16 protein-coding genes and 1 pseudogene are annotated in these 26,461 nt (G+C 62.4%); all 17 read left to right on the plus strand.

The genetic code is table 11. The features are described from left to right. The first annotated feature begins 252 nt into the window (after positions 1 to 252). The 17 genes and pseudogenes from LLH00_10265 to LLH00_10345 all read left to right on the plus strand — a co-directional run bounded on the left by LLH00_10265 (position 253) and on the right by LLH00_10345 (position 26,394). Entirely contained in the window at positions 253 to 4,059 is a 3,807-nt protein-coding gene (locus tag LLH00_10265; GenBank protein ID MCE5271653.1) for a GHKL domain-containing protein, read from the plus strand. Then, positions 4,040 to 5,470 (plus strand): sigma-54 dependent transcriptional regulator, encoded by a 1,431-nt coding sequence (locus LLH00_10270; protein ID MCE5271654.1) that lies wholly within the window; start codon positions 4,040 to 4,042, stop codon positions 5,468 to 5,470. Before LLH00_10265 ends, LLH00_10270 begins: the two co-directional genes overlap by 20 nt. A 566-nt stretch (positions 5,471 to 6,036) precedes the next feature. After that, positions 6,037 to 6,786: a nickel pincer cofactor biosynthesis protein LarB gene (larB, locus tag LLH00_10275; protein MCE5271655.1), complete on the plus strand. Its 750-nt coding sequence runs from the start codon at positions 6,037 to 6,039 to the stop codon at positions 6,784 to 6,786. Positions 6,787 to 6,838: 52 nt separating this feature from the next. Beyond that, positions 6,839 to 7,696 (plus strand): ATP-dependent sacrificial sulfur transferase LarE, encoded by an 858-nt coding sequence (gene larE / locus LLH00_10280; protein ID MCE5271656.1) that lies wholly within the window; start codon positions 6,839 to 6,841, stop codon positions 7,694 to 7,696. Positions 7,697 to 7,779: 83 nt separating this feature from the next. Then, complete coding sequence (locus LLH00_10285; GenBank protein MCE5271657.1) at positions 7,780 to 8,505, plus strand: sulfite exporter TauE/SafE family protein; 726 nt, start codon at positions 7,780 to 7,782, stop codon at positions 8,503 to 8,505. A gap of 63 nt (positions 8,506 to 8,568) precedes the next feature. Next, the gene (gene larC / locus LLH00_10290; protein ID MCE5271658.1) at positions 8,569 to 9,777 is read left to right on the plus strand and encodes a nickel pincer cofactor biosynthesis protein LarC; all 1,209 of its coding nucleotides are present in this window, start codon (positions 8,569 to 8,571) and stop codon (positions 9,775 to 9,777) included. Between the two features lie 471 nt (positions 9,778 to 10,248). Then, entirely contained in the window at positions 10,249 to 12,381 is a 2,133-nt protein-coding gene (locus LLH00_10295; protein MCE5271659.1) for a TonB-dependent receptor, read from the plus strand. Between the two features lie 39 nt (positions 12,382 to 12,420). Further along, positions 12,421 to 12,921, plus strand: a complete 501-nt coding sequence (locus tag LLH00_10300) for a response regulator (protein ID MCE5271660.1) — start codon at positions 12,421 to 12,423, stop codon at positions 12,919 to 12,921. 53 nt (positions 12,922 to 12,974) lie between these two features. Next, positions 12,975 to 13,901, plus strand: coding sequence for a hypothetical protein (locus LLH00_10305; protein ID MCE5271661.1), 927 nt, complete (start codon positions 12,975 to 12,977; stop codon positions 13,899 to 13,901). Between the two features lie 14 nt (positions 13,902 to 13,915). After that, positions 13,916 to 16,039, plus strand: a complete 2,124-nt coding sequence (locus LLH00_10310; GenBank protein MCE5271662.1) for a HAMP domain-containing protein — start codon at positions 13,916 to 13,918, stop codon at positions 16,037 to 16,039. Positions 16,040 to 16,121: 82 nt separating this feature from the next. Then, positions 16,122 to 17,246 carry an FIST C-terminal domain-containing protein gene (locus LLH00_10315; GenBank protein MCE5271663.1) on the plus strand — a complete coding sequence of 375 codons (1,125 nt, stop codon included), beginning with the start codon at positions 16,122 to 16,124 and terminating at the stop codon, positions 17,244 to 17,246. Then, on the plus strand, positions 17,243 to 18,628 hold the full coding sequence (locus LLH00_10320; protein MCE5271664.1) for a hypothetical protein: 1,386 nt from the start codon (positions 17,243 to 17,245) through the stop codon (positions 18,626 to 18,628). Before LLH00_10315 ends, LLH00_10320 begins: the two co-directional genes overlap by 4 nt. Then, positions 18,625 to 19,434, plus strand: coding sequence for a response regulator (locus tag LLH00_10325; GenBank protein MCE5271665.1), 810 nt, complete (start codon positions 18,625 to 18,627; stop codon positions 19,432 to 19,434). The genes LLH00_10320 and LLH00_10325 overlap by 4 nt, the downstream gene beginning before the upstream one ends. Beyond that, on the plus strand, positions 19,427 to 20,641 hold the full coding sequence (locus LLH00_10330) for an HDOD domain-containing protein (protein ID MCE5271666.1): 1,215 nt from the start codon (positions 19,427 to 19,429) through the stop codon (positions 20,639 to 20,641). Before LLH00_10325 ends, LLH00_10330 begins: the two co-directional genes overlap by 8 nt. 28 nt (positions 20,642 to 20,669) lie before the next feature. Next, positions 20,670 to 21,971, plus strand: coding sequence for a response regulator (locus LLH00_10335; protein MCE5271667.1), 1,302 nt, complete (start codon positions 20,670 to 20,672; stop codon positions 21,969 to 21,971). A gap of 421 nt (positions 21,972 to 22,392) precedes the next feature. Continuing rightward, on the plus strand, positions 22,393 to 26,046 hold the full coding sequence (locus tag LLH00_10340; GenBank protein MCE5271668.1) for a hypothetical protein: 3,654 nt from the start codon (positions 22,393 to 22,395) through the stop codon (positions 26,044 to 26,046). 3 nt (positions 26,047 to 26,049) lie between these two features. Then, positions 26,050 to 26,394, plus strand: a pseudogene (locus LLH00_10345) (response regulator). The last annotated feature ends 67 nt before the right edge of the window (positions 26,395 to 26,461 follow it).

Raw genomic sequence — 26,461 nt, forward strand, 5'->3', positions numbered from 1 at the left:
GCAAGCCGCTTTAATACATTGCTTTTATTCTCTTCCGGTTCCCGAGGCGACAGCTTATATTTAGCTGCGGGAAAAGACCGGCCCCACACTCCCCACCCGGTCGGCGGCGGCGCGCAGCGCCGGAAAATGCCTCCGGCGCCATCCCCGGCGCAGCCCTCCCGGTTATGCCTGCCAGCCCAGGTGCAATGTACGCGGTTCCAGGCGGCACCTGATGCTCAGTGACCGACGTTATACGCTCTGGAGACGGTACTGATGCGTCCGCTCGACTTCCATCGCCATAGGCCCCATAAAGCCCTTCCCCGGCTGCTCGGGAGCGTGCTGGCGGCTGTCTGCCTGGCGGTCGGCACGGCGGCGGCCCAGAAATACATGATCCGCAACTATTCGCCCAGCGACGGGCTGGCGCACTCGGAAGTCATCACGATCATGCAGGACAGCCGCGGCTACCTCTGGTTCGGCACCTGGGGCGGAGCCTCGCGGTTCGACGGGCTGACGTTCCAGAATTTCTCGAAGAAGGACGGGCTGGCCCACAACGGGATCAACTGCATCCGCGAGGACAGCGAGCACAACCTCTGGTTCGGCACCGGCGGCGGCGGGATGAGCCGCTACGATGGGCATTCCTGGCGCACCTGGTCCCATGAAGAGGGTCTGGTCCACGATTTCGTGATGGACATGCTGATCACCACGGACGACAAGCTCTGGTGTTTCGGCCGCAGCGAGGGCGTGAGCCGTCTGGACGGCGAGCGCTGGCGCAATTTCAGGGTGGAGGACGGGCTCGGCTCCAACACGGTCAACACCCTGTACGAGGACCATCAGGGCCGTCTGTGGTGCGGCACGGCCTGCGGCGCCAGCGTGTTCGACGGTGGGGTCTGGCGCACGCTGCGCTGCAAGGACGGGCTGGCCGGGGACTCGGTGGACGCGGTCATGCAGGACCGCAGCGGCCGCATGTGGTTCTCCATCATCGGGGCCGGGGTGAGTCTGCGCGACGGCGACCAGTGGCGCACTTTCACCACCGCGGACGGCCTGATCAGCAACACCGGCTGGCTGGCCGGCCAGGACTCGGCGGGGGACATCTGGTACACCGCCGCCGAGGGGATCAGCCGTTTCGACGGGGAAAAGTGGACCTCCTATCCCCTGCGCGAGGCGATGCGCGACAAGGGCTACAGAAAGTGCCTGTTCATCCAGCGCGAAGACCATCCTGAAATCTGGATCCCCTGTTTCTCCGGTGCGCTGCGCTTCGACGGGAGGGACTGGCTGGAGGTCACGGCCGGCAACGGACTGACCAGCAACAACGTGTACTGCGCCCAGCAGGACAACGAGGGCAACCTCTGGTTCGGCACGATCGGCGGCGGAGTGTGCAAGTTCCCCACGTCCGAATGTATCACCTACACCAAGAAAGACGGCCTGGCCGATGACATGGTGGTCCCGGTGTTCGAGGACAGCCGCGGCAACTACTGGTTCGGCACATACGGACACGGCCTGACCCGCTACGACGGGAAGCGTTACACCACGTTCACCGTGAAAGACGGCCTGCCCAGCGACTATATCAAGGTGATCATAGAGGACGGCCACGGCGAACTCTGGATCGGGACCTACGACAGCGGGATCAGCCGGTTCGACGGCAGCCGCTGGAGGTGCTACTACACCTCGGACGGGCTGCCCAGCAACAAGATTGTCGCCCTGGACAAGGACAGCCGGGGCCGGATACTGGTGGGCACCACGGACGGCGCGGCGTGTTTCGACGGGCACAGATGGGAGACTCTGGGCCGGGGAACCGGCCTGGACGGGTTCGGGGTCTACGCCGTGCGCGCCGACTCCAACGATGTCTGGTTCGGCACCTACGGCCGCGGGGTCTACATCCTGAAGGACGGCGCGCGCTGGGACTCGCTCAGCACGCGGGATGGCCTGATCAGCGATTTCATCCTCGAAATCTTCCTCGAGCACTCGGTGGCCTGGATCGGCACCGAGGACGGGCTGAGCCGGTTCGACGGCGAGTCGAGCGTCAATTTCAACTCCTCCAACGGCCTGCCCAACGACCGCACCAACTGCATCCTGCGCGACGGGCAGTTTCTGTACATCGCCACGGACGGCGGGGCGAGCCGTTTCGACGGGCGCACGTTCCAGACCCTCACCACCCGCGATGGTCTGCCGGACAACGTGCTGCGCAAGTACTCCACCATCCGCGACAGCCACGGCTACATCTGGTTCGGCACCTCAGCCGGTGTGGCCCGGTTCAGCCCCGGCTCCAGCCGCTCCAACCGGGTGCCGCCCCCGGTCTACATCACGCGGGTCTCCGCCCCGGACAACCTCGAGGTGGCCGACGGCAACGTGCTCAAGTACAACCGCAACAACCTGACTTTCGAATTCGAGGCGGTCTGTTTCACCGAGGCGGACGAGGTCAAGTACTATTACAAGCTGGAGGGGCAGGACGAGCAGTGGCGCTTCTCGCGCCTGCGGCTGGTCCAGTACACCAACCTCCCGCCCGGCGATTACGTGTTCCGGGTCCTGGCGCTCAACAGCGACGGGGTCTGGAGCGACTCGGCCGCCGAGTTCAAGTTCCGTCTCACCCCGGCTTTCTGGAACACCTGGTGGTTCAAGGCCCTCTCCATCCTGGCCCTGGCCCTGCTGATGGGCGAGTGGCACCGCAAGCGCGCGGCCAAGAAAATGGCGGGCATGAAAGTCCGGATGGACAAGCTCAGCCGCGATGTGATCGAGCGGATGAAAGCCGAGCAGGCCTTGCTGGAGGAGCGCTCCAAGCTGCGCACCGCCCTGGACCACGAGCAGCTCCTGTCGCGCGTCGCCTCGCGGCTCAACTCGGTCAACTCGGTGCGCGAGTGCATCGAGGACCTGCTGGCCCAGGTGGTCTGCGGCGTGGGGGTTGACTGCGCCGCTCTCTACACCTACGATGAAAACAAGCGCTGGGCCGTGAGGCTCAGCCACTGGTGCATGCGGGACGAGAACCGTCAGAACGACTGCACCCCGGTGCGGGTGTCCCTGGGCGGCGAGGTCCGTCTGGCCGAGCGACTGAGCGCCCGGACCGAGGTGGTGCTGGACGGCCGGGTGCTGGAAGACCCGCGGACCCGTCTGTTCGAGTGCGGCCACGACTACAGCACGGTCCTGCTCACCCCGCTGACCCTGGTGGGCGAGGTGAAGGGCTTTATCGGCTATTTTAGCTTGAGCGAGCGCTCCTGGCAGGATGAGGAGATTAACCTGTTCATGACCACCTCGCACGTGGTGGCCGGGGCCTGGGAGCGGGACGCCCATTTCCGGGCCCGCCTGGAGGCCGAGGAAAAGCGTGTCGAGGCGATCCGTATCGCCGAGAAAGCCTCGCACCTGGCCTCGATCGGCGAGATGGCCGCGGCGATCACACACGAGATCAACCAGCCGCTGACCACGATCAATTTCGCCATCGAGCGCCTGTTCAGCTGGGACCGCGAAAACCGCGACATCCTGCCCGAGATGTTCCGCAAGCGGATGAAGAAGATATCGGACGGGGTGATCCGCATCGACGAGATCATCCGTCACATGCGCTCGTTCTGGGTCTCCTCCCAGGGCAGCGAGAAAAAGAAGATCGACCTGAACCGCGTGGTGCGCAACGCCAACAGCCTGGTCAACTGCCAGCTCAACTCCCACGGCGTGGAGCAGGAGATCGTGCTCAGCCGCGACCCGCTCGTGATCGAGGGCAGCCCGATCCAGTTGGAGAACGTGGTGATCAACCTGGTGGTCAACGCCATGCAGTCGATCGACGCGGCCGGGCGGGCGGAGAAGAAACTGCGTATCTCCACCTGGCGCGAGAACAGCACCCTTCTGCTGCAGGTGGAGGACAACGGTCTGGGCCTGCCGGATGTGGCGGTGGAAACCCTGTTCGAGCCGTTTTTCACCACCAAGCGGCCCAACGAGGGCACCGGCCTGGGCCTGGCCATAGTCAAGCGCTTTGTCGAGCGGCATGACGGCACGATAACGGTGCGGAATAACCCCGGCGGGGGCGCCACTTTCACGATCCGTTTCCCCGCTGCGGCGGACACCGACAGGGACAGCACGCATGAAGATTCTGCTGGTTGAGGACAACGATTCGCTGCGCGAGGAAATCGCCGATTTCCTGGAATCGGAGATCGGGTTCGAGGTCGAGCAGTGCAACAGCGGCCGTCAGGCCCTGGAGGCCGCCCAGCGCGAGCCTTTCGAGCTGGTGGTCTCGGACATCCGCATGCCGGGCATGGACGGTATCCAGCTCTTGCGGCATTTCGGCGCTCTGGAGGAGGAGCGGCGTCCCGAGGTGATCCTGATCACCGGCCACGGCGACATGGAGACCGCGATCAGCGCCCTGCGCGCCGGGGCGCGCGATTTCCTGACCAAGCCGCTGCGCCCTCAGGACCTGGCCGATTCGGTGCGCAAGGTGATCGCGCTGCTGGAGAGCCACAAGCAGGCCCAGGCCGAAACTGTCCCAGTGGCGCAGGACAGCGACTGCCACCCGGGAGCGCTGTCCTCCCGGAGGGCCCGGCCGGAGCTGAAAGAGCGCGGACCGCTGTTCCTCTGCTCGGACGCCATGCACCGGATCATGGCCCTGGTCGAGAGGTTCCACCGGGACCGCTCCGTGCCGGTGCTGATCGAAGGCGAGACCGGCACGGGCAAGGAGCTTGTCTCCCGGATGATCCACAGCCCGGACGGGGTGGAGGCGCACGGCGGGCCGTTTGTCTCGCTCAACTGCGCCGCGATCAGCCCCAACCTGTTCGAGAGCGAGCTGTTCGGCTACGAGCCGGGATCGTTCACCGGGGCCAGCGCCAAGGGCGCGGTGGGCAAGCTGGAGCTGGCCGCCGGTGGCACTCTGTTCCTGGACGAGATCGGCGACCTGCCCCTGGAGCAACAGCCCAAGCTGCTGCGGGTGCTGGAATCGAAAGAGTACTACCGGGTGGGAGGAACGCGCCGCCTGGCCCTGGATGCCCGCCTGATCTGCGCCACCAACCACGATTTGGCCCGTCAGGTGGAGGAAGGACTTTTCCGCCGCGACCTGCTCTACCGTCTGAACCTGGGACGCATTCTCATCCCGCCCCTTCGTCAGCGCCGCGAGGCGATCCTGCCCCTGGCCCAGAAATTCCTGGACCAGTTCGCCCTGCGCAAGGGCAGCCGGTTCAGCTCCATCTCGCCCGAGGCCGAGGAGATACTGCTGGACCATCCCTGGCCGGGCAACGTGCGCGAGCTGCGCAATGTGATCGAGCGCGTGGTGCTGCTGTTCGACGAGGTCCAGGTGCGGCCCGGGCACCTGGTGCTGCTGACCCGGGGCGAGGATGAGACCGCGGGCGAGGCAATCCGCCTGGGTTCTATTGTGCTGCCGCCCGAGGGGATCGACCTGGCCCGCCTGGAGGCCGAGGTGGTGCGCAAGGCCCTGGACCGGTTCAAGGGCAACAAGACCCGCACGGCCGAGTTCCTGGGCCTGTCGCGGCGCGCCCTGGATTCGCGCCTGCGCCGGGCGTTCTGAACTCGGCTCAACTGAACCCGATCCCAAGCTGAGTAAAGAGAATGCCGATTTGTGGCTGTCGGTTATCTGAAGGGGCACGGCGCCACCGTGCCCCTGCGTGTTTCCATCATTCCCTGAATCGGTGCATTTGTGCTTTCCTTTGCGGTGTTTTATCTTACAGAAGAGGCTGCGGTCCATTGTTTTGTCCCCTGCGGCCGTCAGGCCGTCGCAGTTGACTTTGGGGGCCGCGCATGTCTGAGCCTGCAGCACGGGTAGCGTGTAGTCGGCAGCGAAACGGCCCGGCTTGAAATTGCTCTGGGGCATGGCGGCGATTAGCGACAGCGCCGCCGCTGCATCGAGGAAGCGGAAACAAAGCTACGTAAACATTTACGGTGGAAAATGCGGTGCGGTTAGGACGAGTTCGCGGCCCCCGCTGGCTTTGCTTCTTTCGCCGAAACGAAAGAAGAACAATCTGTCACAGAAATTTTTGTTCAGTGCAAATATCAGCGGATCGTTGTGTGATTCGGAAGAGGAACCCGGCCTGCGGGCGGGTCGGCGGCCAAACAACCGTGATTGGAGGGAACCGGATGCACCCGGAGCGCGTGCGGGAGCTGCTTGAGTCGGTCAAGAGCGGAAATGTCGGGGTCGAGGCGGCGATGGAGGCGTTGAAGGACTTGCCCTTCGAGGACCTGGGCTACGCGGTGGTCGACCATCACCGCGAGCTGCGGAACTCGTTCGCCGAGGTGATATTCTGCCAGGGCAAGACCCCGGAGCAGGTAGTGGGGATCGCCCGGAGCATAGTTTCGCGCGGCCAGAACCTTCTGGCCACCCGCTGCGATGACACCAACGCGGCGGCCCTGCTGGAGGCCCTGCCCCAGGCCGAGCGTCACGCCGCCGCGCGGGTTGTGACGTTGCGCCAGGCCCCCACCCCGGCCATGGCCGGCACGGTGGCGGTGCTCTGCGCCGGCACGGCCGATATCCCGGTGGCCGAGGAGGCGGCGGTCTGCGCCGAGGTGATGGGCAGCCGGGTGGAGCGTATTTACGACGTGGGTGTGGCCGGCTTGCACCGTCTGCTGGCGCGACGCGCAGATATCGCCGGAGCGCGGGTGCTGATCGTGGTGGCCGGCATGGAGGGCGCGCTGGCCTCGGTGGTGGGCGGGATGTTCGCCAAGCCGGTGATCGCAGTGCCCACCAGCGTGGGCTACGGGGCCAGTTTCGGCGGCGTCTCGGCGCTGCTGACCATGCTGAACAGTTGCGCCGCCGGAGTGACGGTGGTGAACATAGACAACGGTTTCGGGGCGGCGTTCGCCGCCAGCCTGATAAACCGTCAGGTGTGACACGCGCCGCCACCCGGACGGCGCTGAATGTATAGAGTGAGGGAGGTGCAGCATGCCGGATGAGGACCTGGCCCAAGCGAACGAAAAACTTGAAAAGCTGAACAGTCTGCTGGCCGGGATGGGCTCGGTGCTGGTCGGGTTCAGCGCCGGGGTGGACAGCACGTTCCTGCTCTGGGCCGCGGTGCGGGCCTTAGGGACAGAGCGCGTGCTGGCCGTGACCGGCAAGAGCCCCACGATCCCGGCGCATCAGGTCGAGGCGGCCCTGGAATACGCCCGCCTGATCGGCGCCCGCCACGAGGTGGTCGAGACCCGCGAGATGGAGAACCCCGCCTACCGCGAGAACCCCGCCGACCGCTGTTTCATGTGCAAGAGCGAGCTGTACCGGCTGCTTTCGGACCTGGCCCGCGAGCGGGGGCTCGGCTGCGTGGCGGACGGCTCCAATGCGGATGACCTGAAAGACTACCGCCCGGGCATGAAAGCGGTCCGCGAGCTGGGTATCCGCTCCCCTCTGCTGGAGGCCGGGCTGACCAAGACCGAGATACGCCTTCTTTCCCGCGAGGCCGGGCTCCCCACCTGGGACAAGCCGGCTTTCCCGTGCCTGAGCTCGCGTATCCCGTACGGGACCGCGATCACGGATGAGGCTCTGGAGAAGATCGACAGGGGTGAACAGTATCTCAAAACCCTGGGCTTCGGGGGCGCGGTGCGGGTCCGTCACCACGTTGACCTGGCGCGGATCGAGGTGGAGCCGCAGAACATCCCCCGCCTGGCCGACCCGGCCCTGCGCGGACAGATTACAGAGGAATTCAGGCGGATCGGCTACCGCTATGTCACGCTGGACCTTCAGGGTTTCCGTAGCGGCAGCTTGAACGAGGCGTTGCAGAACGCCCTGCGCCAGGTGGTGCAGAAATAGGTTGTGCTTTCCGGAGAGTGGCCTTATCCTGGTAGCACTTTTTTGCCAGGAGTATTACGAGACCGCTGACACCGGAGGCAAGCATGACCGGAAGCCTGCTGGCCCTGGCCGGCACCGCCCTGACTATCGGTGTGACCCACACCGTGCTGGGGCCCGACCACTATCTGCCCTTTGTCGCCCTTTCGGCCAGCCGCGGCTGGAGCCGCACCCGCACCCTGGTCATAACCGCGCTCTGCGGGGTGGGACATGTCCTGGGCTCGGTGGTCCTGGGCGCGCTGGGCCTTCTGGCCGGAGTGGTCCTGGGCAAGCTGGAGGCCTTCGAGGCGGTGCGCGGCGACCTGGCCGCCACTTTGCTGCTGGCTTTCGGCGTGGCCTACATGCTGTGGGGCCTCTGGCGTTACTGGCGCCCGGCCGGGCATCAGCATGCCCTTCTTCACCGCGCCGGGATCGCCCACGCGCACCCGCACACACACGAGCACGGGGAGGCAGCGCCGGCCGACGGGGCGGAGGCGGCCTCCGGCAGGAACTCGACCACGGTCTGGGTGCTGTTCATCATCTTCGTGCTCGGCCCCTGCGAGCCGCTGATCCCGCTGCTGATGTACCCGGCCAGCGAGAAGAATGTCGCCGGAGTGCTGCTGGTGGTGGCTGTGTTCGGGGTTGCCACTATCTCCACTATGCTGGCGGTGGTCTACGCCCTCACCCGCGGGTTGCACCTGGTGCACCTGAGCGCCCTGGAGCGGTTGAGCCATTTCCTGGCCGGCGCGGCGATAGCGCTCTGCGGCGCGGCGATCCTGTTCCTGGGGCTGTGAGCGGGCCTGAGTGTGAATACGAACCGACGATTCGACTGAGAAAGCGGAAGGAGACCGGGGGCGATGCCCAAAATCGCGTATTTCGACATGTTTTCCGGGGTGAGCGGCGATATGATCCTGGGCGCGCTGATAGACAACGGCTGGCCTGAGGCGGAGCTTCACGAAGTAGTCCGTTCGCTGGGCCTGGAGGACGAGGTCAAGCTGGAGGTGAGCCGGGAAATAGCCCACGGCATCCAGGCCACGCGGGTGAATGTGCTGGCCGGTGGGGAGCACGATCATCATCACCATCACCATCACCATCACCACCGCGGCCTGCACGATATAGAAACAATGATCGACTCCTCCAGTCTGCCCGCGGCGGTGAAAGAGCTGGCCAAAAAGATATTCCAGCGCCTGGGCCGGGCCGAGGCCGCGGTGCATGGGGTGGACCTTCAGGAAATCCATTTCCACGAGGTGGGGGCGCTCGATTCGATAGTCGATATCGTGGGCGCGGCGGCCGGGTTCGCGCACCTGGGTGTCGGGCGCGGTTACGCCTCGCCGTTCCGTTTCGGCACGGGGTTTGTCGAGTTCTCCCACGGCCGTCTGGCGCTGCCTGTGCCCGCGGTGGCGAGCCTGACCCTGGGCTGCCCCTCCGAGCGCACCACTGTGCCGGCCGAGCTCACCACTCCCACCGGCGCGGCGATTGTCACCACGTTGGTGGCCCCGGAGGATTTCTCGCCCGCGCGGCCGCTCGCGTTCGACAGCGTGGGCCACGGCCTGGGCAGCCGCACCCTTGCCGACCGTCCCAACATGCTGCGTCTGTTTATCGGCGAGCAGCCTGCGGAGGAGCAGCCCGCCGGGGATGAGGTGGTGGCCCTGGAGTGCAACCTGGATGACATGCAGCCGGAGTATTTCGACTACCTGATCGAAAAGCTGTTCGAGGCCGGCGCGCTGGATGTCTGGCTCAGCCCGGCCCAGATGAAAAAGAACCGTCCCGGGGTCTGCCTGCATGTACTGGGGCGCGAGGACAGCCTGGGCGAGCTGGCCCGGCTCGTGTTCCTGCATTCGAGCGGGATCGGCCTGCGCTGGCAGCGCATGCGGCGGCTGGTCCTGGAGCGTGAGGCGCAGAAAATCGCCACGCCCTGGGGCGAGTTGAGCGTGAAAGCCGTGCGCCTTCCCGGCGGCGGCGTGCGGCGCAAGCCCGAGTACGACGAGCTGCGCGCCATGGCCGCCCGGAGCGGCCTGCCGATTCTGGAGCTGGCCCGGAGGGTCGAGGCTCTGCTGAACGATTGAAAAGTGGGCTGACCAGCCAGCCATTCAAGAGTGGAAAGGCCACCCGGCCCGGGTGGCCTTTCTTTTTCCCCTTGTGGGGGTCTTCACCCGAGGCCCTCCTCCTGAGACGCGGCCGCCCGATGCATTCTCCGTATGTTCCGGTGGCTCCCACACTGCATTCTGTCTGCCCGCCTGTCTTTCCAGAGACAGATTGATTGATTTCAGACAACGGTTTTCACGACCCGCAAAAGTTTCATCTTTAGATGACACACACATTTTTCTTCCTGCCAAGCGGTTATGAATCTCTTGCCGCCGGGCTTTCCGCTGGCATGCGAAATGATAATAGAATATTCGGTGTTTGGACTGTCGGACTTCTCGGAAATGGGGAACGCAGGTGATTGGGCCGCGGGATGGTTGGCTGGGACCGCGGGATTCAGTTCAGAGCGCCGGAGTGGAAGCAACGCTCCGGCGGCCTTGTCGAGGAGAGCAAAGATGAGACCCCTGCCGATTTCTCTGGTTACTGTGCTTCTGGCCGGAAGTACGCTGCTGCCGGCCAGTCAGGACGAGGACACCCGGATGGATGATTTCCTGTGGGGTCCCGAAAAGGTGCTGGTCACCGCCACCCGGGAGGCCGAGCGGCCGTTCGACGCCCCGGCCACGGTGGTCACGATCACCGGGCAGATGATCCGCGAGCGCGGCTACCGTGACCTCAAGGACATCCTGAACGATATTCCCGGTTTCGACCTCAGCACCAATGTCTACGGCGAGTTCTCCACCCTGGTGGCGCAGCGGGGCAACAGCGGTAACAACAAGCTGGTTCTCCTGCTGGACGGGGAAGAGATCACCTCGCCGGACGGAGGGAAGTTCCCGCTGGGCTACAATGTGCCGGTCTCCATGGCCAAGCGCGTGGAGATAGTCTACGGCCCGGCCTCGGTGCTGTACGGGCCGGACGCTTTCGGCGTGGTCAACATAATCACCCGCGAGGCGGAGCAGATCGAGGGCCTGGAGCTGGATGCCGCCGCCGGCTCGTTCTCCTCGGCCGATGTCTCTCTCAATGCCGGAAAAGTCCTGAGCGAGAACGTTCAATTCAAGGTTTTCGGTCGCTTTTACAGCAGCGACGGACAAGACCTTTCGGACAAGTATCCGGATTTGGGTTTCATCCGCAGCTACCCCGCGCCGCTCAGCAACCGGATGGAGGCGCCGGTCCGCGACTGGAACCTGATCGCCGGCCTTAAAATCCACGACCTGTCGCTCGACTTTCACAATTCCTCGTTCCACGAGCAGCTCTCGAACGGACTCGACCCGGCCCAGTATGTCTACAACCGCGAGGCCTGCTGGGGCCAGCGGATCACCGGGATTTCACTGACGCACGAATTCGAGGCCGGCCGGTTCCAGCTTACCAGCCACGCCGCGTTCAACGTGTTCGAGATCAACCCGGACATGAGCTGGTACTACCTGATCCCGCCCGAGGGGCAGGCTGAGGATTATTCGACCCTGAAAGTCCACCAGTACGGCAAGACCAACGGGACCACGTTCGATTTCCACGCCCGCTACCGCGCCTCCGACCGGATCGGACTGAGCGCCGGGTTCTCGTACGAGGATATCACCGGCCTGGGCACCGGCGATGTCTACGGCCGGCCTTTCAACCCCGACGATCCTCTGTACCTCGACAACTACGGCATCGTGCAGGCCGTGGTCTCCTCGCAGAATTACGGGGTCTACGGCCAGGGCAAGTTCCGGCTGACCAACAGCCTCAGCGCGTTCACCGGGTTGCGCTGCGACTACAACACGATCTATCAAGCTACGGTGAACCCCAGGATCGGACTGGTGTTCAGCCAATCGGACCGCCAGTCTTTCAAGCTGATCTACGGCAGCGCCTTTATCGCACCCTCCTATTTTCACCGCTTCGAAACCTGGTTCGTCTCCGAATACGGCCATATCCAGAACCCGGGCCTGAAGCCCGAGACCATGAAAACGCTGGAGTTCAACTGGTCGCGCTCCTGGATGAGCCAGCTACAGAGTTCTGTCTCGCTGTTCAACAACTGGGTGGACCACCTGGTCGTGCGCCGCAACTACGGCTATATCGCGATGAATGACCCATTTGTGGACGCCGATGGGGACGGGCGGGTGTTTGTCGAATGGAACGACAATTTCGGCAAGCTCGTATCCCGCGGGGTCGACCTCCGGCTGGACTATGTCCGCAGCCATGACCTTAAAGCCCATTTTTACTATTCCTACAGTGACGGGCACAACACCGACCCGAACACAGGTGAGGAACTGGACCTGTTCAAGAGTTCGAAGCACAAGGTCATGGCCGGTTTCACCTGGTACCCGCTGGAGAGCCTGAGCCTGACTCCCAGCCTGCGTTGGGTGGGACGGATAGCCACGCAGCGGGAGAACAGCCTGTACGCCGGACAGCGGATGCCCGGCTACTGCCTGGTCAACCTGCACGTCCGTCTGTACGACCTGTGGCCGCAGGCGGAGCTGTTCATGACAGTCAACAATTTACTCGATCGCCATTACTACACTTCCGGCGTCGGCTCGGAGTCCTCGGTCTATCTGCCGCGGGTGCCGCAGAACCTGCGCTCTGTAATGATCGGAATCTCATACAGCCCCTCCTTCTGACAGGAGCGGCCGGGCCGCTCCGTCGGCCGGGTGGTGACAATGTACAAGTACACGCTGTTGCTGATCGATGACGAACAGTCCATCCTGCGGGCGCTGCAGCGCCTCTTCCGGGACGAGTCGTTCCTCGTTCTGAGTGCCGAAAACGCCGGTCGCGGACTGGAGATACTGGAGGAAATGTCGGTCGATCTGATTATCTGCGACCACCGCATGCCCGGCATGAGCGGACTCGATTTTTTCAAGGCAGTGGCTGAAAAGTACCCCGAGACGATCAAGATCCTGCTCACCGGGTTTGCCGACCTGAACATGGCCCTGGAGGCCATAAACTCCTGCAACCTGTACCGGTTCATCCTGAAACCGTGGAACAACGACGAGCTGCGGCTGACTGTCCGCCGGGCGCTCGAACACCTGGACCTGCTGCGCAGCAACGCCGATATGACCGCCAGGCTGCAGCGGGTCGAGCTGACCCTGCAGAAGATCGAGGAACAGTATCCCGGGGTCACTCACATGCCGGCGGATGGCATCTACCGGGTCGGGACCTGAAAGCCGGTGGAATGCCGGTGGAATTATGAAACGGATTGAGGACAGTTAAAAAAATGAGCCGAAATTTTCTGAAATATCTGGCCGGGGTCTCGCTGCTGAGTCTGGGGCTGGCAGTCCCCGCGGTGGCGGCGCGCGTGGCGGTGGTGGCCAGCGATGACTACGCGGTTTTCCGCCGGGCGGCCTCCGGGTTCTGGGATTATCTGTCGGCCCAGGATGACGTTTCCGGTCCGCTGGAGGACAGCTACATCGTCCTGGACGGCGATGTGGACCACGCCCTGGAGCGGCTGCGGAGGATAAACCCTGAACTCGTGCTGGCCCTGGGCAACAACGCCGCCCGGACCGTCCACCAGCAGCTCAGGGATGTGCCGATGGTTTTCGCGGTCGTGTCCGACCCGGTCCGTTACGGCATAGTCGACAACCTCGCGAGCCCGGGCACGCTGCTTTCCGGGGTCAGTATCGACATCCCGGTGGAGCTGAAGATAGACATGCTGCTGCGCGTGATCGGGCCGGTCAAGACCATCGGGACGATATACTCGCCGGGCGAGATAGACCGGATCGAGACCTTGAAACAACATCTCTCCGGCCTGGGCATCGCGTTCAGCACGCGGCTGGTCCACGAGGACAGCGACATCATCCGGGCCGCGCACGGCCTGGGGCAGATCGACCTTTTCTGGATGGTCTCCGACCCGGCGATCTACACGCCCTCCAACCGGGAGCTGCTTTTCGGCTGGCTCCGGGGACGCGGCGTGCCGATCCTGACCCCCGCGGAGAAATTCCTGGCCGGCAGGAACGGCGGCGACCTGGCCATCGCGATCGATCCCGACCAGAGCGGCCGTCAGGCCGGACGGATCGCGGCCAGGTTCCTGCAGCACGCGTCAATTTCGCAGCCGGTCCAGTCACCGTCCGTGGATGGATTACTCCTGTTCGTAAAAAAACGCTCCGGACTGCGTGTCCCGGCCAACGCCATACCGGTAGAATGAGGAGCCGTCGACTCATGTTCAACCGATTGCTGTACAAATTCCTGTTCGCCTATGCGGTGGTGCTGATAATCCTGTTTATGGGCCAGGGGCTGTTCCTGCAGGAATTCGCCCAACAGTTCGAGCAGACCAGCCGCGAGTACGGTATCGACCAGATGAACGGGTTCGCGGCCAACCTGGAGCGTTCCCTCCAGGCGTTGAAGATGCCGGAGAATGTCGATCTGGCCAGGATAGCGGACAACGCGAACGTGAGGGAGGCGCTGCTCAACTCCCTGGCCGGAGCGGCGGTTTCCCCCAGCATCCTGTACGCCAGTGTCCACGGCCGGGATGGGCGGGTGCTGTTCGAGGCCGGCCAGCACGACATTCTGCAGGCCGCCGGCTGGAGCCCTCTGAATGTCATGGACCACGACACCATGCTGGTGCTGAAAAAGGAATACGGCGAGGCACACCTCGACTACCTGGACCTGATCGAGTCGATATCTGTCAAGCACATCGACGAGAACAACCGCGAGTCGTTCATTTACGGCGAGGATGAGGATAAGGCCGTGGAAACGCCGGTGGGCTTCGTCCGGCTCGGGATGGACCTGTCCCCACTGAAGACCAGAATCGATTTGACCAACCGGAAAATGCTGCACATCGCAGGTATGATCTCGATTCTCTCCCTGGCGGCGATACTGATCATGGTGGGCCGCATGCTCTCTCCGATCAGGCGGCTGCAGGAGGCCACCCGCGAGATCGCCGCCGGAGACCTGGATTACCGCGTGGATATCGATTCCGAGGATGAGATCGGTCAGCTGGCCAAGTCGTTCGATGAAATGAGAAACAAGCTGAAGAAAATCCGGCGGGAACTGGAACTCCAGGCCGATTTCCTTCAGTACGCCGGGCAACTGGCGGTGGCTATCGATCTGGCGGGCAATATAATTTATTTGAACCAGGCCTCGCAGAGCACCCTGGTAGATTCGAAGGATGGGGTTAAAGCTGAAAGCATATGGAATTACAGTATCTGGAATTACGTAGATGAAAAAGACCATGCCCGGCTCAAGGAAGCCATCAGCACCACTCTGGCCGAGGGCAGATATAACGGTGAGCTGTGTGTGAGACGGCCGGACGGGAGCTGTTTCCCATTCATGTTTTCAGCCGTCTCGCTGAGTATGGAAGACCTCGACAAGCCGGCCATCATCATTCTGGGCCAGGATGTCACCACCCTGCGGGAAATGGAGCATGAGCTGAAACTGCACAGCGAAAACCTGGAGAAAAAAGTCGCCGAGCGGACAGAGGAGATACTGCTGGCCTACGACAAGCTCAAGCAGGCGCAATCCCAGGTGCTGCAGAGCGAGAAAATGGCCTCCATCGGCCAGCTCGCCGCTGGCGTGGCACACGAGATCAACAACCCGGTCGGCTTTGTCAAAAGCAACCTTGGCACCCTGGCCGAGTACATGGAAATCCTCAAAAAGGCCCTGGAGCATTACGGTTCTCTCGCGGAGAGGATCAAACAGGGCCTGGCCTGCGACAGCGAGGCAGTCCGGGAGGTTCTGGAACAGATCGAAGCCCTGGACCGGGAAGAGGACCTGAACTACATCCTGAGCGATCTCGACGCACTGATCAGAGAGTCGAGCGAAGGCGTGCAGCGGGTCAAGGAGATAGTCCAGAACCTGAAGAGTTTCGCCCGCGTGGATGAATCGGAAAGCAAGGAAGCCGACCTCAACGAGGGGATCGAGGCCACGCTCAAGGTGGTCTGGAACGAGCTGAAGTACAAGACCACCGTGATAAAGAACCTCCATCCGCTGCCCATAATCCGCTGTAATCCGGGCCAGCTCAACCAGGTGTTCATGAACCTGCTGGTCAACGCGGCCCAGGCCATCCCGGAGCGGGGAGAGATCCGGATCGACACCGAGGCTACGGACAGCGAGATAGTCATCCGCATCTCCGACACCGGCACCGGCATTCCGGAGGAGAACATTTCCAAGCTTTTCGACCCGTTCTTCACGACCAAGGAAGTGGGCAAGGGGACCGGGCTGGGGCTTTCCATCTCCTACGGCATCATCCAGAAACACAACGGCACGATCGAGGTGGACAGCCGTCTGGGCGAGGGCACCACTTTCACCATCCGCCTGCCCATCGTGAACGGGGACAGTTCCTGAGCCCGGCGGTGGAACGAACGATACGGTAAAAGATCAAGTTGCGGATACGGGGTGCATCATAATCGGGTTGTCTGGAGGCTGAATGCAGATCGCAATCGATAGGGAGGGCACTTTCGCCGCTCTGGAGCAATCCGCCGAGACGCTGTTGCGGGACAGCTCGGTGAAAGGGCTGCTGATTCTGGCCTGTGACAGCAACGGTTTCGAGGCGTGTGAGCTTGATCCCTGGCTGGACAGGCTGCCGGTGCCGGTGATCGGCGGGATTTTCCCCAACGTGATCCGGGGCGTGGAACTGCTCTCCAGGGGCACGCTTGTCGTGGGGCTGGAGGTCGAGGTCGAGGTTTTCACGGTCGGCAGGCTGAGCGACCCAGGGGCCGATTTTGACCAGCTTCTGGATGAGCATTTCCACGATGACGAGGGAAGCGGGACCCTGCTGGCGCTGGTGGACGGGTTTTCGCACCGGATCGGCTCGTTTGTCGACAGCCTGTACAACGTGGTGGGCCTGCAATACAAATACATCGGCGGCGGGGCCGGATCGCTGGTTCTGCCGCGCCGCCCCTGCCTCATGACCAACGGCGGACTGGTCCAGGACAGCGCCGTGATGGCGAGGCTCGATACACAGTGCGGGGTAGGGGTGAAACATGGCTGGAGCCGGATCAGCGGCTCGTACGAGGTGACCGGAGTCGAAAAAAACACGATCAAGACCCTGGACTGGCGCCCGGCTTTCGAAATCTACCGCGACGCGGTGGAGGCCCACAGCGGCAAACGCTTCGAGGACAACGAATTCATCGAGATGGCACTCAGCCATCCGTTCGGTGTGGACCGGATGGGGACCGAGGTGACCCTGAGCTCGCCGGTGCTGAAACATGACAACGGCGCCCTGACCTGTGTCGGCGAGATCCCGCTGCACAGTTTCGTCGACATCCTCAGCGGGGATGCCGATTCCCTGGTCCGGGCCGCCGGACAGGCCCTGAAAGAGGCGGAAAGCCAGCTCGACAGCCGGACGCAGAACCCGGTCCCCCTGTTGATGGACGGCATTTCGCGGTCGATGTTCCTGCGGGAGAATTTCTCCCGTGAGCTGGAAGCGGTCAATACAGGGCATGACCAGTTGATCGGCGCCCTGGTTATCGGAGAAATCGGGAACAACGGCCAGGGCTATTCTGATTTTCACAACAACACCACTGTTGTCGGATTGCTGGAGGCGCTGTGAACCCCTCTTGCGATAACTCACATATCCTGTACCAGATCGCCATGTCGATCGGCAACAGCCTGGACACCGCGAAAATGCTGCGCGACAGCCTGTCGACATTCCTGAAAAAGCTGAACTGCTCGGCGGGCGGGATACACTCCCTCCAGCCTGGGGGGGACGGCCGGATCTGTTTCAAGACCGAAATCGCGATCCCACGCAGCGCCCCCAGGCTGGAGCTTTACCAGGAAGCGCTGAGGCATGTCCCCCAGTGCTCAGATGCCATCGACTGGAAGGGTATAAGCCGGTCTTTTCCAGTGCAGGGCCAGGCTCTTTCCGGGAAGGGACATTACTGCGTCCTGGACCTGCCCCGGGTGGGGTTCATGGTCCTTCTCTGCAATTCACATCAGGCGAGTTGCCCCCTGGTGCACTCGCTGCAGCCGCTTCTGGAGAAACTGGCTTTCGCCCTGATCGCCTGCCGTCAGAATGAGGAACTGGCAAGCGCTCAGACCGCCCTGGAAAAAAGGGTGGATGAGCGCACCCTGGAAATTATCGAGGCCTACGAAAAGCTGAAGCAGGCCCAGTCGCAGCTCCTGCAGAGCGAGAAATTGGCCGGGATCGGGCAACTGGCCGCCGGAGTGGCGCACGAGATCAACAACCCGGTCGGGTTCATCAAGAGCAACCTCGGCACCCTGGGCGAGTACTCCTCCACCCTGAAAAACCTTCTCCGCAACTTCAACAGCCTGCAGGAGGCGGTCAAGCAGGGAAAGTGCATAACCGATTCTGAGGTGTCCACCTTGGTGGCCGAACTCGAGTCGGTCGAGCGGGAGGAGGACCTGGCTTATATCCTGGAGGATATGGACGCCCTGATCGCCGAGTCCAGCGACGGAGCGCAGCGGGTCAAGGAAATCGTGCAGAACCTGAAAAGCTTCGCCCGCCTGGATGAATCCGAGCAGAAAGAAGCCGATATCAACGAGGGCATCGAGGCTACGCTCAAGGTGGTCTGGAACGAGGTGAAATACAAGGCCAAAGTGGTGAAGAAACTCCAGCCCCTGCCCCTGATCCGCTGCTATCCGGGTCAGCTCAACCAGGTATTCATGAACCTGCTGGTCAATGCGGCCCAGTCCATTCAGGGGAAGGGAACGATCACGATCGAGACCGAAAACCGGGATTCCGGGATAAACATCCGTATCTCCGACACAGGCTCTGGCATACCCAAGGAGAACCTTTCGCGGCTGTTCGACCCGTTCTTCACCACCAAACCTGTGGGTAAGGGCACGGGCTTGGGTCTTTCAATTTCTTACGGTATAATTAAGAAACACAACGGTACGATAGAGGTCGAGAGCCAACCCGGCCGTGGCACTTCTTTTACAATCACGTTGCCGATATGTGAGGCTGAATCATGAGCACCGTGGAAAACCGGGTCCTGTGCGTGGACGACGAGGTTTCCATACTCAGTGCACTCAAGCGCCTGCTCCGCAAGGAGGAATACACCCTGCTGACCGCCTCCAGCGCGGAGGAGGGCATCGAGCTGCTCAAGCAGACCACGGTCCAGGTGGTGGTCTCGGACCAGCGCATGCCGGGGCTGACCGGAGTGCAGTTCCTGCAGAAAGTCAAAGCCATGCATCCCGATACGGTCAGGGTCATCTTGTCCGGCTATGCCGACCTGAGCGTGATGGTCGAGGCGATCAACAAGGGCGAAATCTACCGTTTCCTGTCGAAACCCTGGAACGACGAGGAACTGAGAATCACGATCCGGCAGGCCCTGGACCATTATAACCTTCTGAAGCAGCGTTCCAGCCTTCTGGAACAGATTGAGGCGAACAACCTGGAACTCAAGAGACTGAACAGTCTGCTCGAGGAGAAAATCGCCCAGCGCACGCACCTTCTGGCCCTGTCGCAGGAAATAATGGAGATCATACCGCTGCCGGTCGTTGGGATCAGCCGCGAGGGGATGGTCGTGCTGGTGAACCGGGCGGCGGTCGAATATGGCGCCAGCCGTCAGGCGAGCATTGCACCGGGGGTCGAGATCGATGAATTCCTGCCCGCTGAAATCATCGAAAAGCTTAAAGTCTGTCTGTGCCATAGCGAGACTGGCGGATCCATGATCGTGGAGTGGAACGGACTGAAAACTTGTTTCAGATCCAGACCCTTGAAAACCGAGGAAGCAACAGTGGGCTGCATCCTTTCCTTTGAGGATTACGATGCCTGAGAAAAAAAAAGAAAAGATAATCAGTGCGCTCAACACGATACAACCGCTGCCAGCCGCAGTGCAGAAACTGTTGAGCCTGCTGCAGGACCCCAAGGCGAACGCCAACGACATTGCGCGGGTGATGTCGAACGACCCGACCCTGACCGCGCGGATACTGCGTATCACCAACTCTTCCTTTTTCGGCCTTTCGCACCGGATAAGCACGGTGCCGCAAGCGATAACCATCCTGGGGTTCCAGGGTCTGCGCAATCTGGCGCTGGGAGTGGCTATTTTCAGCCATTTCAAGCAGGCGGCTCCGACACAGTCTGTCGAGAGAGTCTGGGCGCATTCGCTGGGAGTGGCCAGCGCCGCCCGGCTCACGGCGGCCCGTTTCAAGCTGGCCGACCCGGATGAAATGTTTGTCGCCGGTCTGATGCACGATATCGGCAAACTTCTGCTGGTCAGGCATTTCGAGAGTGAATACACTCAGCTTCTCGCTGGCGGTCCCTATAAGAGAAGCATCCTCTGCCAGCTCGAGAAAAATATGTTCGGCGTTGATCATGCTCAGCTCGGCAGTCTGCTCTGCCAGTTCTGGAAAATTCCGGAAAAGCTGACCAACCTCGTGGCCCGGCATCACGATCCGCTGGATGAAACGGAGTTGTCCGAAAAAGAGTACATTCCGCTCATGGTGATCAAGATCGCCAATGACCTGACCAAAATAATCGGGATGGGCGATCTCGGCGGAGACATGCTCGAGATGGAATCGATAGGGAAAGCGATCGGGAGCGGATTTATCTCTTGTGAATTCCTGCGCCAGATTGCCCTGCAACTGCCGGAGGAAATCAAAAAGGTGGAAGTCTTTTTCGAGGTGGCCAAGAAATTGAAAGACCAGCCGGAGTCGGTGAAACCACCCGCTGTCGCGGTCCTGATTGGCGATGTAGCTCAGCGGGAGGTGGTCGCTCTTGCGCTGATAAACATGGGTTACACCCTGCGAGACTCCGATCAGATGGTGGAGCAGGATCCCGACCTGATGGCCGTGCTGGCGGATGAGAGCATTACGGGCGCTCAGATGAAAATGCTGGTAATGCGGCGCACCCCAATCCTGGATTTCGGGCTGTGGCGCCGGGAAAACCTCGACAGCGCAAGCGGAGACATTCCGCTGGCCGATCTGAAAGCGTGGCTTGTCAGTATACTGTCTACAATCGATCCGCGAGAGAAAAATGTCTGAACTTCAACCTGTCATGACAGACGGGAAAATGAGCTTGCAAAAGCCGGGCGGTCAGGGCCAGCAGTACAAGATACTGCTTGTGGATGACGAGGAGAACATACTCAGCTCCCTGCGCCGCCTTCTGCGCAAGGAGAACCTCGACGTGCACGACACCACCTCGCCCGAGGAGGCGTTGAGGCTGCTTTCGCTCAACGAATACGCCGTGCTGGTGTCGGACCACCGCATGCCGGGCATGACAGGCACGCAGCTGATGAAAATGGCCTGCAAGACCAGCCCGGAAACCGTACGTATCATCCTTACCGGCTACGCGGATGCCCAGTCCAGTATCGAGGCGATCAACAAGGGGGCGGTCAGCCGCTACCTGCTGAAGCCCTGGAACGAGATCGAGTTGCGCGTCGCGGTCCGTCAGGCCGTGGCCCAGTACCGTCTGGTGCAGGAGAAGAAAGAACTCGAAAACATAACCAACGATCTGAACAAGGAGCTTCAGTCCCTGGCCGTGGAGCTTGAAACCAAAGTCGAGGAGCGCACGCGCGAGGTCTCCACGCTGAACCGTCAGCTCGAAAGCAGCCTTCTGGCCTCGATCCGGATGCTGGCCGAGCTGACCGAGATGAACTGCGAGGTGGTGGGCAAGCATGCCAAGCGGGTGGCGGCTTTCAGCCGCGAGATCGGACGCCGCCTGGGGATGAGCAACCCCGAGTTGCTTCAGCTCGAGGCGGCCGCCATGCTGCACGGCATCGGCACGGTGGGGCTCAGCGCCAGCCTTCTGGCCAAGCCGCGCAGCGCCCTGGCCACCCAGGAGAAAGAACTGCTGGATTCCGATTCCCTGCGCGGCGAGGCCGTGATCAGCATGATGCCCAACCTGGCCCCGGCGGCGCTGTATGTCCGCCACATGCACGAGCTGTTCAACGGCCAGGGCTATCCCGAGCACCTCAAGGGCGACCGTATCCCTCTGGGCTCCAGGATCATCACCGCGGTGGACGTGTACGATACGCAGCTCAACCTTCGGGAGAACGACAAGGCGGTGGAGCCGCTGAACGCACTGCAGCACCTTAAGGACCGCAGCCCGGCGTTCTACGATCCGCAGGTGGTTTCCATGATGGAGGAATGCCTGACCGAGGATCAGTGGCAAAGTCTGGGCGCGGATGAGATCGAGGTGCGCCTGAACGACCTGCGCTCCGGTATGGTCCTTTCACGGGACGTGATCACCACCGGCGGCACCCTGCTCCTGTCCCGGGACGTGGAGCTCAAGGTGGAGGATATCGCCCGGATCAAGGCTTTCATGGACAACAACCCGTTCCTGTCCTCGATCTTTATCCATCGCAAGAAATAGAATCGGGAACAGGATAATCAGTCCGGTACGCAGAGTCACAAACGACGGCCCGGCCGCTGCTGGCCGGGCCGCAACACGCCTGGGGCCCCTCCGCCGCGCCTTGTTTCCGACGGCGCGGATTCCTCCGGCCCCTCCGCCTCCCCGTGTGGTGAAATCCGCATTCGACCCTGTAATAAAAAACAGTTGCATAAAAATAGCGCTCTGTGTATTCCTTGGCATCGGAAACAACATAGTTCTCTTGATCCGGTTAGTGCTGGATTTCCGTCTCGATCGGAGGACAGACCGTTTACCGCTTCCGCTTGTCACGCACCCTCCGCTCGAACGACCCTGTTTCCAGTCCGGTGTAAAGTGGCGCGATTATTGCTTTTCCTGTCCTGATATCGGTCCTTTCGCCTGAACCTGCGACTGCCCGGGACATGCCATGTACCGCTTGAGGAACAACCCATCGCCAGGCCGGCGGCAGACCATCCTGCTGTTTCTCTTCGCTTTCCTGTTTCCCGGCTTGCGGGTCTGGGCCGGCGATCCGGCGCAGTGGCGGTTTTTCCAGGCGCCCCAGGGGGCCGAGGAATCCTGGACCAGCCATGTCAGCGTGGGGCCTGGCAACCGCATCTGGGTCGCACACGGCTCCACCCGCACCGCCAGTTGGCTGGACGGCTGGCCGGACGCGGAGGGCCGTCTCCTCTCCAGGATCCCCTCTCCCGGTCAGATCAGCAAGATTCGGGAAAGTCCGCAGGGACAGATCTGGGCCATGAGCGAGAAAGGTCTCCAGCTTTTCCGTGACGGTCAGTGGGTTAACCTCGGGATCGAGATAGAAGACTCCCTGGACGTGTTCGGCCAGCCCATCAGAATCGTGCCTTTCCTGCCGGTGGAAAAAGACCGCGTCTTTTGCCTGTACAAAAAATGTCTGCTTCTTTTCGACGCCGCCCGGGGCCGGAAGGAGCAAACGGTCCTGGCCGAACGGACCGGGCTGGGCGATTTCATCGATCTGGCCGGCGCCCGTGACGGCGGGATGTGGATCACCGGCGAGAGAGGCGTGTCCCTGTTCCGGCGCGCCGCTGGTGCGGACAGCGCCTCCTGGCGCGAGTTCAAGCCTCCGTGGCCGTGGTACGTCTTTTTCAAGTCTCCGGTGGAGGGCCGACAGGGGGAGCTGTTCCTGGTGGCAGAGGACAACCGCAGCCGCCGGAGGGACCTGCTCGTATATGACCACGGGCGCTGGCAGGTCAAGACCGGGCACACTGGCTCGGTGCTGCGCGGCTGGCCAGGCCTGGATGACAGCTACTGGGTGATCAAGGAGGAAGGCACCCTGTACTGGATCAAGCCGGGGAAGGGTGAGTCCAGGCAGGATACGGGCGTGCTGTCGGGAGAGATATTCAACGAACTGGCCCAGGAGGACAACGGCGTGTTCTGGCTGGCCACCAGCCGCGGCCTGGCCCGTCATACCCCACCGCTCTGGCGTTCGCCGGCCGGGTTCCCCGCCGAGGGGCTGAACTGGTGTCATAAACTATACGAAGACAGCCGGGGACGGATCTGGCTGGCCGTCGAGCGGTCGATCCTGGTGCGCGACTCCACGCACTGGCAAAGTTACGAGATGCCTGCGAACATCCGCATCTGGGACCACATGGGCATGAGCTTTTTCTCGGTCAGCGGCGGGCGGATCGGAGTTTTTTACGCCGCCGGGACCGGTTGCTACCTGATCCGGCCGTCGGGACTCGAAAAGATCACCTCCCTGGATTATCCCGACGGGGCAAAGGGGATGAAATTCTATTCTCTGGCCGCTCCCGGCCGGGATGACAAAGTCTGGCTGACCACCGGCAGCGACAGCGATCCCGGCGCCATAAGCGTGAAGCTTTACGACGGCCGGGAACTGAAAACGGTTTTCGAGACGCAGACGCTTTCTGAGATCACCTCCATCCTCGAAACCTCGAACGGCAACCTCTGGATCAGCTCTGTCTTTCGCGGCCGGGGACTCAGCCTGTTCAAGGACGGCAAGCTCCGGCATATCGGACCGGAAGAGGGCTACACCGGCCAGGGCGGGGTGTTCTGCCTGCACGAGTTCGAGGACGGGACGCTCTGGGCCGGGGGAAGGAACGAAATCTACGAGTACGACGGCCACCGCTGGTCGCTCGTGCGCGACTGGGGCCTGGACAATGTCTACTCCATAGGCGGGCGCGCCGGCGGCAGCCGCTGGGTCGCCTCGACCACCGGGGTGCACCGGTTCCACGACGGGGTCTGGGTCACTTACACCGAGGCGGACGGGCTGCCCAGCACCTCCGCCAACTTTGTGATCGAGGACAGCCGGGGCACGGTTTGGGCCGCCACTACACAAGGGGTGAGCTGTTTCCATCCCGAGGCGGACGCCGACCCGCCCGAGACCCTGATCCAGCCGGGGGACAACCTGGCCGAGGTGCCGCCCTCCGGACAGGCCCGCCTGGTGTTTTCGGCCGTGGACAAGTGGAATTTCACCCAGCCGGAGCGGCTGTTTTTCTCCTGGCGGCTGGACAGCGGAGAGTGGTCGCCCTACCAGACCAACCGCCTGGCCTGGCTGAGCGGTCTGTCGTACGGGCGTCACTCTTTCGAGGTCCGGGCGATGGATGTCAATTTCAACAGCGACCCCTACCCGGCGCATTTCGATTTCACGGTCCTGCTGCCCTGGTACCGGGAAACCGGGTTCCTGGTGATAATGTCGATCTCGGGCTGTGTCATCCTGGTGCTGCTGGGCTACGCCCTGCACCGTCATTTCACCCTGGAGCGTCTGGTCGGTGAGCGCACGGACGCCCTGCAGCGGACCAACATCCGTCTGCTGCGCTCGCTGCGCCACGAGCGCCTGCTGGCCAACATCGCCTCGCTGTTCAATTCCGGGGAGGGTTTCCACGAGAACGTGGACCCCCTGCTGGCGCTGATCGGCGAGGGGATCGAGGTCGTGGCGGTAAAGCTGTTCGAGCGCGAGGCCGGGGGAGAGTACCGTAATATCGGGGCCTGGAGCACCGACAGCGGCTCCGGTCCGCGCTCCAGTATCCGGAACCGCTCGAAGACGATTCTGAAAAGTCTCCGGGACAGGCTCGACCAGGGACAGTCCTATGCCTTTACCGGCCTGGAGGAACTAAAACGGGGCGACCGGGGTTTCTTCCAGCGCGAGGGGATAGAGGCCGCCTATGTCCTGCCGGTCCGGACCGATGAGCGGGTGCTGGGCTGTATCTGTTTCTGCCAGAACAGCCGCTATTTCTGGAGCGAGGATGAAAGGAAGCTCTTTGAGGCCATCACCGGGATGCTGGCCACGATCTGGGAGCGCCACCGCTACCAGATGGCCAGCCTGGCCGCGGAAAATAAGCACGCCGAGGCCCTGCAGACCATCGAGCAGGCCAGCCGCGTGGCCTCGATCGGGGTCATCTCGGCCGGGATCACCCACGAGATCAACCAGCCCCTGAACAACATCAAGGTGATCGCGGACATAATCCTGTTCTGGAGCCGCAAGGACCGGGACAGCCTGCCGGAGAGATACCACCGCTGGCTGCTGAACATCTCCGAGAACGTGAAAAGGATTTCCGAGATCGTGCAGCAGATGCGCTCCTACTGGGTCTCCCGCTACGAAACCAATTGCGAGCCCCTCGAACTCAACGCCGTGGTGCGCGGCGCACTTCCGCTCATCCAGAAAAAGCTGGCCTCGCACAGTGTCACTCTGGAACTACTGGAGCAGGGCGCCGGACGCTCCATCTCGGCCAACCGGATGAACCTGGAACAGATCGTGCTGAATATCCTGATCAACTCTGTCCACGCCCTGGACAACATCACGGACCGGGAGCGCAAAATAACAATTCTGATAGCGGGCAGCGACAAGTCAGCCCGTCTGGAAATCAGCGACAACGGGCCCGGCATTCCGGAGGCCGATATCGGCCGGATTTTCGACCCCTTCTACTCCACCAAAGCCCCGGAGCTGGGGATGGGGCTGGGTCTGGCCATAGTCAAGCGCTTCGTCGAGGAGTTCGGCGGGCGCATCCGGGCCGAGAACCTTCCCGACTGCGGCGTGCGTTTCGTCATGGAATTCCCCTGTCTGGAACCGGCCCCTGCCCGAGGATGAGCCATGGATATACTGTATGTGGATGACGAGCCGCAGGGACGCGAGGTGGTGGCCGAGCATATCGAACGCCTGTTAGGCCACCGGATAGTGCAGTGCGATGACGGGGCCCGGGCCCTGGAATGTTACTGTGAACGGGCTTTCCCCATGGTGCTCACCGACATCCGTATGCCCGGGCTGGATGGGATCGAGCTGCTGCGCCGGATCAAGGACCTGCCCGAGGGCGGCCGGACCGACGTGGTGCTGATAACGGCCCACGGCGACATGTCCACGGCCATCGCGGCCCTGCGCGCCGGGGCCTACGACTACCTGCAGAAACCGATCGAGATCGAGGAACTGGTGGCGGTGATCGGCCGGGTGGCCGAGCACCAGGCCCTGCTGCGGGAAAACCGGGTCCTGACCGAGCATTTCGACGAGA

Source organism: bacterium, from assembly GCA_021372515.1.
In the GTDB taxonomy this organism is placed as follows: domain Bacteria; phylum Gemmatimonadota; class Glassbacteria; order GWA2-58-10; family GWA2-58-10; genus JAJFUG01.

Bases quoted from the DNA above. Each gene is read 5' to 3' on its own strand.
- LLH00_10265 (MCE5271653.1), top strand. From the start codon at position 253: ATGCGTCCGCTCGACTTCCATCGCCATAGGCCCCATAAAGCCCTTCCC.
- LLH00_10305 (MCE5271661.1), top strand. From the start codon at position 12,975: ATGAGCCGAAATTTTCTGAAATATCTGGCCGGGGTCTCGCTGCTGAGT.
- LLH00_10295 (MCE5271659.1), top strand. From the start codon at position 10,249: ATGAGACCCCTGCCGATTTCTCTGGTTACTGTGCTTCTGGCCGGAAGT.
- LLH00_10330 (MCE5271666.1), top strand. From the start codon at position 19,427: ATGCCTGAGAAAAAAAAAGAAAAGATAATCAGTGCGCTCAACACGATA.
- LLH00_10285 (MCE5271657.1), top strand. From the start codon at position 7,780: ATGACCGGAAGCCTGCTGGCCCTGGCCGGCACCGCCCTGACTATCGGT.
- larC (MCE5271658.1), top strand. From the start codon at position 8,569: ATGCCCAAAATCGCGTATTTCGACATGTTTTCCGGGGTGAGCGGCGAT.
- LLH00_10300 (MCE5271660.1), top strand. From the start codon at position 12,421: ATGTACAAGTACACGCTGTTGCTGATCGATGACGAACAGTCCATCCTG.
- LLH00_10315 (MCE5271663.1), top strand. From the start codon at position 16,122: ATGCAGATCGCAATCGATAGGGAGGGCACTTTCGCCGCTCTGGAGCAA.
- larE (MCE5271656.1), top strand. From the start codon at position 6,839: ATGCCGGATGAGGACCTGGCCCAAGCGAACGAAAAACTTGAAAAGCTG.
- larB (MCE5271655.1), top strand. From the start codon at position 6,037: ATGCACCCGGAGCGCGTGCGGGAGCTGCTTGAGTCGGTCAAGAGCGGA.
- LLH00_10325 (MCE5271665.1), top strand. From the start codon at position 18,625: ATGAGCACCGTGGAAAACCGGGTCCTGTGCGTGGACGACGAGGTTTCC.
- LLH00_10335 (MCE5271667.1), top strand. From the start codon at position 20,670: ATGAGCTTGCAAAAGCCGGGCGGTCAGGGCCAGCAGTACAAGATACTG.
- LLH00_10340 (MCE5271668.1), top strand. From the start codon at position 22,393: ATGTACCGCTTGAGGAACAACCCATCGCCAGGCCGGCGGCAGACCATC.
- LLH00_10270 (MCE5271654.1), top strand. From the start codon at position 4,040: ATGAAGATTCTGCTGGTTGAGGACAACGATTCGCTGCGCGAGGAAATC.
- LLH00_10310 (MCE5271662.1), top strand. From the start codon at position 13,916: ATGTTCAACCGATTGCTGTACAAATTCCTGTTCGCCTATGCGGTGGTG.